The sequence below is a fragment of the Providencia sp. genome (genome assembly GCF_052096715.1).
In the GTDB taxonomy this organism is placed as follows: domain Bacteria; phylum Pseudomonadota; class Gammaproteobacteria; order Enterobacterales; family Enterobacteriaceae; genus Providencia.
In genome coordinates, this window is sequence record NZ_JBQDNB010000003.1 from 18,539 (window position 1) to 30,921 (window position 12,383).

General features: G+C 38.6%; 13 protein-coding genes. 5 read left to right on the forward strand and 8 right to left on the reverse strand.

Features of this window, described 5'->3' with window-relative positions:
* Positions 1-275: 275 nt before the first annotated feature.
* A complete protein-coding gene (locus ACTH6U_RS03180; RefSeq protein WP_441831575.1) occupies positions 276-893 on the reverse strand; it encodes a LysM-like peptidoglycan-binding domain-containing protein in 618 nt (205 codons plus the stop codon).
* A gap of 244 nt (positions 894-1,137) precedes the next feature.
* Here ACTH6U_RS03180 and fklB point away from each other — a divergent pair, with 244 nt between their 5' ends.
* Positions 1,138-1,758 (forward strand): FKBP-type peptidyl-prolyl cis-trans isomerase, encoded by a 621-nt coding sequence (gene fklB, locus ACTH6U_RS03185; RefSeq protein WP_294104236.1) that lies wholly within the window; start codon positions 1,138-1,140, stop codon positions 1,756-1,758.
* Between the two features lie 154 nt (positions 1,759-1,912).
* A complete protein-coding gene (gene cysQ / locus ACTH6U_RS03190; RefSeq protein ID WP_294104233.1) occupies positions 1,913-2,653 on the forward strand; it encodes a 3'(2'),5'-bisphosphate nucleotidase CysQ in 741 nt (246 codons plus the stop codon).
* A gap of 50 nt (positions 2,654-2,703) precedes the next feature.
* On the opposite strand, the gene mqo is transcribed toward cysQ, so the two are convergent.
* From mqo to ACTH6U_RS03210, 4 genes are all read right to left on the reverse strand, one after another.
* Complete coding sequence (mqo, locus tag ACTH6U_RS03195; RefSeq protein ID WP_294104232.1) at positions 2,704-4,197, reverse strand: malate dehydrogenase (quinone); 1,494 nt, start codon at positions 4,195-4,197, stop codon at positions 2,704-2,706.
* 12 nt (positions 4,198-4,209) lie between these two features.
* Positions 4,210-4,602 (reverse strand): cupin domain-containing protein, encoded by a 393-nt coding sequence (locus tag ACTH6U_RS03200; RefSeq protein ID WP_294104229.1) that lies wholly within the window; start codon positions 4,600-4,602, stop codon positions 4,210-4,212.
* Between the two features lie 461 nt (positions 4,603-5,063).
* Positions 5,064-5,654, reverse strand: coding sequence for an NUDIX domain-containing protein (locus tag ACTH6U_RS03205; RefSeq protein ID WP_294104227.1), 591 nt, complete (start codon positions 5,652-5,654; stop codon positions 5,064-5,066).
* 161 nt (positions 5,655-5,815) lie between these two features.
* Entirely contained in the window at positions 5,816-6,244 is a 429-nt protein-coding gene (locus ACTH6U_RS03210) for a YgiW/YdeI family stress tolerance OB fold protein (protein ID WP_294104223.1), read from the reverse strand.
* Between the two features lie 177 nt (positions 6,245-6,421).
* Between ACTH6U_RS03210 and qseB the strand changes: the two genes are divergently transcribed.
* Complete coding sequence (gene qseB / locus ACTH6U_RS03215) at positions 6,422-7,084, forward strand: quorum sensing response regulator transcription factor QseB (RefSeq protein WP_434719696.1); 663 nt, start codon at positions 6,422-6,424, stop codon at positions 7,082-7,084.
* Entirely contained in the window at positions 7,081-8,430 is a 1,350-nt protein-coding gene (gene qseC / locus ACTH6U_RS03220; RefSeq protein ID WP_441831576.1) for a quorum sensing histidine kinase QseC, read from the forward strand. The genes qseB and qseC overlap by 4 nt, the downstream gene beginning before the upstream one ends.
* Before the next feature lie 196 nt (positions 8,431-8,626).
* On the opposite strand, the gene ACTH6U_RS03225 is transcribed toward qseC, so the two are convergent.
* A complete protein-coding gene (locus ACTH6U_RS03225) occupies positions 8,627-9,187 on the reverse strand; it encodes a YtfJ family protein (protein ID WP_441831577.1) in 561 nt (186 codons plus the stop codon).
* A 314-nt stretch (positions 9,188-9,501) separates the two neighbouring features.
* Between ACTH6U_RS03225 and ACTH6U_RS03230 the strand changes: the two genes are divergently transcribed.
* Positions 9,502-9,708, forward strand: a complete 207-nt coding sequence (locus ACTH6U_RS03230) for a DUF1107 domain-containing protein (RefSeq protein WP_294104215.1) — start codon at positions 9,502-9,504, stop codon at positions 9,706-9,708.
* A 117-nt stretch (positions 9,709-9,825) separates the two neighbouring features.
* On the opposite strand, the gene ACTH6U_RS03235 is transcribed toward ACTH6U_RS03230, so the two are convergent.
* Positions 9,826-11,208 (reverse strand): hemolysin family protein, encoded by a 1,383-nt coding sequence (locus ACTH6U_RS03235; protein WP_336429357.1) that lies wholly within the window; start codon positions 11,206-11,208, stop codon positions 9,826-9,828.
* Positions 11,209-11,658: 450 nt separating this feature from the next.
* Positions 11,659-12,288 carry a peptide-methionine (S)-S-oxide reductase MsrA gene (gene msrA, locus ACTH6U_RS03240; protein ID WP_441831578.1) on the reverse strand — a complete coding sequence of 210 codons (630 nt, stop codon included), beginning with the start codon at positions 12,286-12,288 and terminating at the stop codon, positions 11,659-11,661.
* Positions 12,289-12,383 lie beyond the last annotated feature (95 nt).

The following is a 12,383-nucleotide window of genomic DNA, read 5'->3' on the forward strand; positions in this document are numbered from 1 at the left end:
TAGTTACGATGGTAGGTACTATTGAGTGATCAGTAGTGCTATGAAAAACACCGGCCTGTCCGGTGTTTTTTGCATTTAAATTCACACCTTCCTCAATTCTATTTCTACCTTACTTCCTATCTACTGATAATTTTATTCGTCGATATCATGACTCATTCAGCATGAAATATAATCAATAAACGATGTATTAACCGTGTAGGTCGTTAATATCTATTAGGTAGCAGATGGCTTACAACTGACAATGGAGTATCAGTTATCGCCACCTGCAAAGACGACTATGGTGTCCGGTAGTAGCTACCATCACTGAGTCTGGCAAAACTATACGTTTTTCCATCCGGTGTGGTGATTTCTAATAATTGAACCTCACCTTTTGCATTAGCCTTCAATCGGATCTTTTGACCTTGTTGTAAATTACTTAAGGGTTTTTCAGCGCCTTCAACCCGTGCCATGACAAAAGCATCATTCGCTTGTAAACGGTTATCACGAAACAGTTGGGCAAGCGTTTTGCCTTTTTGTACTCGATAATTTTGCCATTCATTTGTCGTTGGTCGAGTCGATTGAGGCTTTGTTGGCCTAGTTGGCTGTGTTGTTGATGGCTGTTGTGTTACCGTAGGCTGCTCTGTTACAGGCGGCTCTATGGGGTCAGGTATCACTTCTGGTTCAAGGGGCAACATACCTTGATTACCCGTTGGCGACTCTGGCTCTTGAGTTTGTGGCGTCGCTACTGGTTCAGGAATTGGCTCGGGGACAATTTCAGGTGTTGTCGGCGGTGGGATCACAATAGGTTGATTTTGAACGATTGATTTATCATCCGCGGGCCAAAATAGGGCAACGATAATAATCAGCGCCAAAATCGCAATACCATAGCGATGGAATGTTGAAAGTTTAAACATCACTCCTCCCTTATTATTGAGGAAATAGCCTGCTAATCAGCAAAATATAGAGTATTTATACGCATACTAGCACCCTTTTTTAGCAATTTAATAACCTAACACTATTTTTCAGAGAACACTGAGTCCGTGATACAAAATTCTGACATAAATAGAGAGTTTTATTCTTTATAGCTATAGTTTAGGTTTACCCATAGGTTAGGGGCTGTTATTCTTGGTTTTTTCACAAAAACATACAGGTGTTTTCATGGCAAACCAAAATTTTGATTCAGTAGAAGCTCAAGCGAGCTACGGTATTGGTCTACAAGTTGGGCAGCAATTATTGGAATCAGGACTTGAAGGTTTAGTCCCAAATGCGATTTTGGCAGGTTTAACGGATGCTTTAGAAGGCAATATGCCATCAGTTCCAGTTGACGTATTGCATAATGCATTGCGTGAAATCCACGAACGTGCTGATGCAATTCGTGTTTCTCGTCAAGAAGCGATGGCAACAGAAGGTCAACAATTCCTTGATGAAAACCAAAAGCGTGAAGGTGTATCAACCACTGAATCTGGTTTACAATTTTCTGTGATTAACCAAGGTGACGGTGCAATTCCTGCACGTACTGATCGCGTTCGTGTTCATTATACGGGTCGTTTAGTGAATGGCACTGTATTTGATAGCTCTGTTCAACGTGGAGAACCTGCTGAGTTCCCTGTCAGTGGTGTTATCCCTGGTTGGATTGAAGCATTGACACTGATGCCAGTGGGTTCTAAATGGGAGCTGTATATCCCTCATGAGCTTGCTTACGGTGAGCGTGGTGCTGGTGCATCAATTCCACCATTTAGTACGCTTGTTTTTGAAGTAGAGCTGTTGGAAATCCTGTAATTTTCAGCGAGTAATCTTCAACTTTAGCTATTTTTATAAAATCCTTCATCATTTTAACCAATGGTGAGGGATTTTTTTATAGTCTAAATTTCGTGCACTTGATTGGTTGGGCTGCTAGTCTTGATAGAAAGAATGAGAGAAAGAGGTGGATAAAATGCTAAAACAAATTTGTGAATTGGCGATCGATGCCGGCAATGCCATTATGAAAATCTACAATGCACCTGAACCGCTACAGGTTGAGCGTAAAAGTGATGATTCTCCTGTGACAGATGCGGATATTGCAGCTCATAAAATTATTGAGGCAGGTTTAGCACGTATCGCGCCGGATATTCCTCAATTGTCTGAAGAAGATCCACCTGAATGGTCAGTAAGACAAAATTGGCAGCGCTATTGGCTGATTGATCCTCTTGATGGAACAAAAGAGTTTATTAACCGTAATGGTGATTTTACGGTAAACATTGCTTTGATAGAAAATGGTGTACCTGTGATGGGAGTTGTTTATGCGCCAGCTAAAGAGTTGCTGTACTATGCGCAAGATGATCAAGCATGGAAAGAAGAAGGTGGAAAGAAGCTACCCATTCATGTCTATGATGCCAAACCACCCGTAATAGTGATCAGTCGTTCTCATCAAGATAGTGAGTTGATGGACTATTTGACTCAAATGGGTGAGCATACGACGGTAGAAATTGGCTCATCACTTAAGTTTTGTTTAGTCGCAGAAGGTAAAGCTCAGCTTTATCCACGTTTTGGGCCAACCAACATCTGGGATACGGCCGCAGGACATGCAGTAGCAATTGGTGCGGGTGCTAAAGTCATTGATTGGACTGGAAAAACACTCGATTATACACCTCGTGAGTCTTTTTTAAATCCGGGTTTTCGCGTGATATTATTTTAATTAACTGATTTTTAGGTTGGGTAAGTAGTTACCCAACCTATTAACAAAGACTAATTATCTAATTGAAGCACTTTTGCGGTTGCTGTTCGGATATCCAAACAAGCTTTCGCATCCTGTTTTAAATCGATTCCATAAGTTGGAATAATCTCTTTTAAGCGAGCTTCCCATCCATTGGTATCTAATTCATTTTTAAAACATTCTTTTAATATATTCAGTGAAATAAATGCCGCAGTAGAGGCACCTGGCGATGCGCCCATTAATACGGTAAATGACTTATCTGCGCTGGTAATTAGCTCCGTACCAAACTCTAAAACACCTTTCTTATCGTGATCAGGTTTGATGATTTGCACACGCTGACCTGCGACAACTTCTTTCCAATCTTCATGCTGTGCTTCTGGGTAGAATTGTTTGAGCATGGCGAACTGATGTGCTGATGTTTGTAATACTTGACCGACTAAATATTCGGCTAGCGGCCAGTTATCCTTGGCGACTGCTAACATCGGTTCGATATTATTCGGTCTTACTGACTCGAATAAATCCAAGTAGGAGCCATGTTTGAGGAATTTACTGGAAAATCCAGCATAAGGGCCAAAGAGTAGAGAACGCTTTCCATCAATGATACGAGTATCTAAGTGTGGGACAGACATTGGTGGTGAGCCTTTATCCGCTTTACCATAGACTTTAGCATGATGGCGAGCTGCAATTTCTTCATTATCGCAGCGTAGCCAAATCCCGCTAACAGGGAAGCCTCCGTACCCTTTTCCTTCTGGGATACCTGATTTTTGTAGCAGTTCAATGGCGCGACCACCGGCTCCAACAAACACAAATTTTGCAGAAGTCACTGATTTTTCATGGGTGAGCAAGTTTTTGACTTCAACTCTCCATCTACCATCTGCGGTTTGCTTTATATCGATGACTTCTTGTTTGTAATGCAGTGCAAAACCTTCTTGTTCACTAAGTTGAGCCATCAATAAGTGGGTGAGTGCGCCATAGTCAACATCTGCGCCAGTGGTGACACGAGTGACCGCAATTTTTTCTTCTGGATCACGCCCTTCCATAATAAGTGGCGCCCATTCATTTATTTGTTTAGGGTCGTCACTGTATTCCATGTTGTGGTAGCAATGGTGCGCTGACATTTGACGATAACGCTGTTGTAAAAATTTCACGTTATCTTCACCCCAAACAAAACTCATGTGTGGGCAGGGGTGTATAAAATCGCGCGGGTTTTTGATTTTTCCTTTAGAAACAAGGTATGACCATAATTGGCGAGATAGATCGAATTCAGTATTAACTTCAAGAGCTTTACTGATATCAACAGTACCATCGGGATTCGGTGGCGTATAATTCATTTCGCAGTTAGCCGCGTGACCTGTTCCCGCATTATTCCACGGGTGAGAACTTTCTTGCGCACAGTCATTCAGTCTTTCAAATACGGCGATATTTAATGAAGGTTCTAATTCTTTAAGAAAAGTGCCGAGTGTGGCGCTCATAATACCCGCGCCAACGAGGGCGATATCAACATTTTCTGAGATAGGTTTTGTCATGAAAAATTCCTATTACTTAGCAGGTGTGAAACACAAGTCTGTCCCTTCTTGATACATAACATAAGCACGACGCCATGGTTCATCACCAATGAGCCGCCATTTATGTCCTGTACCTGTATTATCTTGCGCCAGTAAAATATCACCTGGCTTTATAATAAAGGTGGAACCATCTTTGGTTTCAAATTCTAAAGTACCTGTAAGGGTGATGACATAACGAGGGACGGGATCTTTGTGCCAGTCAAATGATCCACCAGATACAGTTTCACGAAAAGAGAGCGCGCTAGCAGCGATATTTGGAGTTTGGCTATCTCCCTCTGCATTTGCGACTTTATTGAGTTCTAGACTACCTTCTTCAAATAAGGAATTACCATCTTCACCTGTCCACATACGAATACAACGTATCATCTTATTTAGCTCCTCAATTAATAATAATATTGCTTAATAATTAACACTAAATCAGCATTCATAGATTATAAATAAAAAGCAATTCATAAAAAGACTATATTGATGTTTTGGTTAGAAATTAAAAATGTAAGATATTTTCAAGACTAGCTTAAAAGCATTATTGATTTTATTTCTCTGTATCGCAATGAAAATAACCTATATTTTAGTTTTTTTTACATGTGTGATAAAAATAGTTGAAATTTAAATTTAAATTTTCATTTAAATGATTAATATCAGTTAGTTGTGGTTTTTTAGCTGTATTAATTATATGGATAAATTAATAGTCCAATAAAGACCGTCTTTAATGGATTATTGCGAATATACAAGTGATAATAAAATATGTCGACAATTTCCCTTTTCATTATTGAGAAGGGAAATAAGTTAAATATAATGAAATTGTCTTTTAATGAAGCGCAGATAATTTATTTTTTTAAAATTGTGTTGAGCGCTAAATGTTGTATTAACATAATGGTCTTGCCATCGACAATTTCACCATTTTTAATCGCCTCTAAAGCTTTGGGAAAAGGCCATTCTAAAACTTCAATATCTTCACCTTCTTCTGCGAGCCCACCTCCACAACTTTGACGATCAATATCATTATATTCAGCAATATAAAAATAGAGTTTTTCAGTTACCGATCCGGGGCTCATAAAGGCTTCAAAAATTTTTTCGATTTTATTGATTTTAAAACCAGTTTCTTCTTCCGCTTCAGCGATAATTCTTTCTTCTGGAGAAGCGTTATCAAGCAACCCTGCGGGAGCTTCGATTAATAAATGAGGGTAGCCATTGAGGTACATTGGCATCCTAAATTGGCGAATAAGAATAATGCTATTTTTTATTTTATTGTATAGCAGTATGACAGCGCCATTGCCTCTATCATAAACTTCACGTTCTTGTTTTTGCCAACTTCCATCACTTCGCTGAAGTTCATAAGTGAATTTTTTGAGAATATACCAGTTATCAGAAAGTAATTTTTCAGTGATATTACGGATTTGAGGCTGCTTTATAGACATCTTGCTACCTTAACTGACCTATTAATAACAAATAATTTAGCACTGTTGTTAGAAAGGGGGGAATAGGTGAGAGATGAGAGTAGGCGGTAATGATTAAGGCAAGGTGACTATTTATATCGTCACCTTGCCATAGTTGTTAAAGATAACTAGATTTTAATCATTTACTTAATTATCTGAACTTGTTTAACTTCAACTTCTCTTGAATTCCAATCTTTATCGATTTTGCCACGAATCTCAATTTTATCTGTCGGGGTGACATTCACTCCGTTCCAGCGTTTTGGACTGATTTCTAGTGTAATGGAGCCAGTACCATCAGTGAATTCATAATGTTTATTATCTAACTGTTTAACAATATTACCACGTAAAATAACCCAGCTGTCATCTGACATATCCAGTGCTTTAGCGACAGTAGTTTCGCTATTGTTTGGTCCTGAGAATCCACCCGTTTGAGTTGATTGATTCGGTGTACTTGTCACCGTGCCAGGGCCATTAAATCCACCATTAGCAACATTATTCGCATTACTAGTAGCAGCAAGAACAGGGGCAGCAGCGAGTGCAGCGATTAAGGCAATTAAAGGTAATTTTTTCATCAGTATTATCTCCGTTAATAACGTAAACTTGCTTTATGGAGTGTATTAAAGCAGGTAAATCTTAACAGGATCTTAAGAACTCAAATTAAAAAAATATATTTTTAATTTGGCTAATAATAGCTAGTCATCCTTAATATTATAATATAAATATACCAATATTCCGAGATGGAGGAAAAAATGCGAATTCTTTTGGTCGAAGATGACAGGTTAATTGGCGATGGTTTAAAGGTGGGGTTAACGCAGTTAGGTTTTACCGTTGATTGGTTTATGGATGGAAAACAAGGACAGGTAGCTTTATTTGATGCTCCTTATGATGCGGTTGTACTTGATCTTTCACTTCCCGCAATAGATGGCATGGATATTTTAAAGTACTGGCGAAAAGAAGGTCGTGATGAACCCGTTTTAATCTTAACGGCTAGAGATGCGTTGGATCAGCGTGTCCAAGGGTTGCAGCAAGGCGCTGATGATTATCTTTGCAAACCTTTTGCTTTAGTTGAGGTTGCTGCACGCTTGCAAGCGCTAAATCGACGCCGTAGTGGCCAGCTTTCTCCTAAACTGACTCACGGTGATGTTGAACTGGATCCCGTTGCAATGACCGTCACGATGAAGGGTGAATCCATTCAACTTAAGGCTAAAGAGTTCGCATTGTTATCACTTTTTTTACATAACCCTAATAAAGTACTTTCGCGGGCACTGATCGAAGAAAAACTTTATAACTGGGACGAAGAAGTTTCCAGCAATGCGGTTGAAGTGCATATACACCATTTAAGACGCAAGTTAGGTAATAAATTTATTCGAACTATTCATGGCGTTGGTTATCGATTAGGTGATGAGCAATGAAAACATTTAGCTTGAGACTGAAATTAACCTTAACGCTACTTTTACTGGCTTTAATGACTTGGGGAATTGCGAGCTCTCTCGCATGGTATCAAACCTATAAAACGATTAATGAATTATTTGATACTCAGCAAATGGTTTTTGCCAAGCGGTTATCTGTATTACCCTCAGATCTTGAACTTAGCCAGCCTTCACTCGTGAAAACTAAAAAATTATTGCGTAAAAATCGAGGTGATCAGGATGATGATGCCTTAGCATTTGCTATTTTTACACCAAGCGGCGAAATGGTACTCAATGATGGTGACAATGGTAAAAAAATACCATTTCAATTTAAGCGAGAAGGATTCACTGAAGGTTTCATTAAAGACAGTAAAGATCCGTGGCGTTTTGTCTGGTTAAAATCACTCGATGATCAATATATCATTGTGGTAGGACAAGAATGGGAATATCGGCAAGAAATGGCAGCAGATATCATGATTGCTCAGTTTATTCCTTGGTTAGTGGCATTGCCTATCATGTTGGTTTTATTTTTATGGCTATTGACTCGTGCATTAAAGCCATTGCGTGATGTTGCAACTCAGTTAGTTGACCGTAAACCTGATGAATTAACCGCAATTAAAGTGCCAAAGATCCCTAGTGAAGCAAAGCCCATATTAGATGCACTCAATGGTTTATTTGAACGCATTAATCACATGTTTGTACGTGAACGTCAATTCACTTCTGATGCAGCCCATGAGTTACGTAGTCCACTTGCCGCGCTTAAAGTTCAGGCTGAAGTTGTACAAATTGCCGGAAATGATCGCGCTATTCGAGAACATGCGGTAGCTAATTTATCGGAAGGGATTGATAGAGCAAGTCGGTTAGTCGACCAATTATTGATGCTGTCACGATTGGAATCATCGACTCAGTTGGAAGATGTTGCGCAATTATCATGGATAAATCTGATTGAGTCGTCAGTTAGCGACATAGCGGCAGAAGCACGCGCTAACCAAGTAACATTTGAAACAGTCATTATTAAGGAACCACCCGTATTTCAAGGTCAGCAACTTTTATTGTCTGTTTTATTAAGAAATTTACTCCATAACGCAATTCGTTATGGTAAAGAAAAAGGCAAAATTGAGTTGATACTTTTTCGTGACCATCTTGAGATTAAAAATGATGGTGATACAGTCCCACCAGAGGTGCTCAGTCGGCTTGGAGAGCGATTCTATCGACCACCGGGACAAGAAAAAACGGGTAGCGGTTTAGGATTGTCGATTGCAAAACGTATTGCACAGCTACATCACATGCGGCTGTTATTTTCAAATGTTGAAGCGGGAGGCTTTTGCGTGAAAATATACTGGGGGTGATGTTAAATACAATTACATTGATATTATTACTTTGCTTGATTATTAACAAAATAGAAATAATTATGCATATTTAATATAAGGGTATTTTAGCATAACTGACTGTAAAAATTGAGATGACTTCCTTGAGGTAAACTTAAACCTAAAGAAGTCATCGGCTAAAAATAATAGGGTATGCTCTTGTGATGTTAATTATTGCCTATTTAGCAAGTTCAGAGACTAATAATCCAAGTACTTTATCAACTTCTTGTTGGCTGAGAGCGCCTTCTTTGAAAAATAATACTTTTCCTTGTTTATTCAAGATGATAATCGCCGAATTCTCAGGTGATAACTCCCACGCACTTTTTACCAAGCCATCGCTATCAACAATAAATTGTGAGTAAGGGAACTCTTTTTTACTGTCCTCAACGCTATTTTTAACAAACACACCGGTGCCAAAGATAGCATCGTCAGTATTGATGATTGTGGTTGTTTGATAGGTATCATGAGGTAGTTTGGCTTGCTTAATTGCTTCAATTAATGGGTTATTAAGCTCTTTCGCAGATGAGCGACCTGCAATGTGTTGAATAGTACGAACTTTCCCGATGAGTTGTTGGCTTTTCCACGGTTGGTAATCTAGTTTATCTTCATTATTTAATATTAGCTCACCTTTATCAGTGACGGAAACTGAAGGAACTGATTGATTTGTCAGTATATTACTTGCTAATACCGTCGAGGATAGCCCAAGCAAACAGATCAAAAGTAAAAATTTTCTTATCATAGGGGTACCTTTAGTTATCGTTTTGATTGTTGATTTTTGTGAATAAAAATCATGCTTTTTGTACTCATACTTATAGCATAGCTCATCGGATGAGTTGCAAGAAGAAAATTAACATTTTTTTAAAATTCAGCATAAACACAAGGTTTGTCGGGGTATTTTTAGATATTTTATAGTGTCATTTTCTGTCAGTGAATTGAATAAAATTGCAATTTTAGAACCAAAAGCTGAATTACTGGTCTATGATTAGTAACAGTATGAATTAACGGATACCGTAAGAGAACGACCGCAAAAGAACATAGGGGAGAAAAGTTCTAATGAAAATTTTTAACCGCTACAACCCATTTAAGATTGCTCTTTATGTCAAAACCCTCTTCAGTGGCAGACTCTATATAAAGGATTTCGGAGCTTTTGAGTTTAATTATGGGAAGATTTTACCACCCAAGGTTAGTGATAAGCGCCACTATAATGTCATGAGTGAAGTTAACAAGCAGGTGCTTTTACTGCGCACAGAGCTTGGATAGGGCGTTAGGATTAGATTAATAGTTGAATTATTAGTCAAATAGCTAAAGTAACAAAATAGTTAGTTTGATTAATAATAGCGCCACAAAAGTGGCGCATTGAAAGAAATGGCTTTGCTATCAAGCTGGTTTATTATCACTATCTTTGGTTTGCTTTTTGGTGTTAGCCGTTTCTGTACTGTTTTTTCCAGGTTGAACAATGACAGGTGCCGGAGCATTTGTAATACGTGTCACTAATAGCTGGTCGATTTTGTAATTATCAATATCAACGACTTCAAACTTGTAACCTGCATATTTCACATAGTCAGTGCGTTTAGGCATCTTTCTGAGTCGATACATCATGAAACCCGCAATTGTTTCGTAATTGCTAAAGTCAGGGAAATCATCAATATCTAATGTTCTTTGCACATCTTCGATAGGTGTTCCACCTTCGACTAGCCAAGAATTTTCATCTCTAGCAATAATCTGTTCTTCTTGCCCCGGGTTTGGCCCAATTAAATCGCCCATTAAAGTGATCATTACATCATTGATAGTAATGATACCCATCACGAGTGCATATTCATTTAGAATAACGGCAAAATCGACGGCATTGGCTTTAAATGCTTCTAATGTATCCGATAGTGAAAGTGTATCAGGGATCATCAGGGCACTTCTAATATGTACACCATCTTGCAAGCCTAGGCTTTGACCGTTTAGAACGCGATTAAGTAATTCTTTTGAATCGACATAACCAATGACATGGTCAATATCATCTGAGCAGACAAGGAATTTTGAATGGGGCTGTGTCGAAATTTTATGTTTAATGCTGTCTTCTGATTCATGTTTATCAAAGTAAATAATACTTTCACGTGGCGTCATCGCAGATGGAACGGTTCGTGATTCAAGTTCAAATACATTCTCAATTAATTCATGCTCTTGTTTACGTAAAACACCAGCCACAGCACCCGCTTCAACCACCGCAAAAATATCATCAGAAGTAATATCTTCATTACGAGCGATAGGTAATTTAAATAATTTGAGGATCAGGTTTGCTAATCCATTAAAAAACCAGACTAATGGACTCAGTAGCAGTAGGCAAAAGCGCATCGGATTAACAATACGCATAGCGATCGCTTCAGGTTTTACCATGCCAATACGTTTAGGAATTAAATCAGCGACTAAAATAAATAAACTTGTCACAATGGCAAAAGAGAGAATGGAACCGATTTGTTGTGCCAATGCAGGAGATAAAAACTGAATAAAGAACCCTTGTAATGCGGGGGAAAATGCGGATTCCCCGACAATACCAGCTAAGATAGCCACGGCATTGAGACCAATTTGAACAACAGTAAAAAACATTCCCGGCATTTCTTGTAACTTTAGGACTCGAGCGGCATTAATATTGCCTTCATCAGCCATAAGTTTGAGTTTAATGCGGCGAGAGGCGGCCAGAGATATTTCTGACAAAGAAAAAAATGCGCTTATTGCACATAATAAAAGAACAAACAGCAAACTGTTAAGCATAAGTTATCCAGACACACCTTCAGGAATTTATTGCATTCAACAAAGCCCTGAAGGTATCGTTTCGAATATATAAATATATTAAGTACGTAAATATATTGTAGCGCAATATGCGCGAAGTATATGAGTAGTCACGCCAGTATAGCATTAGGTTAAATTGTCTGGCTATATATTCGTCATAATCCTTATTCGTCATAATTCAAGCTGTAGCGTTGTTGGCTACATTCAATCGCTTAGGTCACATACTTATGTATGCTCCCCAAGACGCTTTCATTTGCCGCCTAGCTACAATTTGAATTATTTAGAATATTTAAATTCTAATTCAAGCTGTAGCGTTGTTGGCTACATTCAATCGCTTAGGTCACATACTTATGTATGCTCCCCAAGACGCTTTCATTTGTCGACTAGCTACAATTTGAATTATTTAGAATATTAATAAAATCAAAGGAAAGGCTATTGTGGTAAACAAACACCGATCCCACCTAATGCGCAGTAACCATTTGGGTTTTTGTATAAATATTGCTGATGATAATCTTCAGCAAAATAAAATATATCAAGGGGCGCAATTTCAGTGGTAATTGGGCGATTATCATTCTGTTTAATCATTGCTTGTTGATAATCCTGTAGCGTTTTTTCTGCTAATGCAGATTGTTCATCCGATACAGTATAAATCGCTGAGCGATATTGCGTACCAATATCACCACCTTGGCGCATACCTTGAGCGGGATCGTGATTTTCCCAAAATAAAGTTAATAGCTGAGCGTAACTAATGACTTGTGGATCAAATACAATACGTACGGCTTCCGTGTGTCCAGTGAGTCCAGAACATACTTCTTCATAGGTTGGATTTGGCGTGATCCCACCGCAATAGCCTGTAGATGTAGAGTAAACGCCAGTTTGCTGCCAAAATAAGCGCTCTACTCCCCAAAAACAGCCCATAGCAAAGTACGCAGTTTCCGCATTCTTAGGAATAATCTCAATCGAATGATGGTTCACCGCATGGTATGGTGAGGGCGCTATAGCAACTTGTCTACCCGGTAGAGCTTGCGAGTTATTAACTGCGTGAAATTTATTAGAAGACATAATAATTCCTATACATTTGCGTTGAGATAAATATTGTGAGCGCACAAATAAGTTAAAAAATGGGATAAAAACTTGTGTCTATGATCAATTTTACT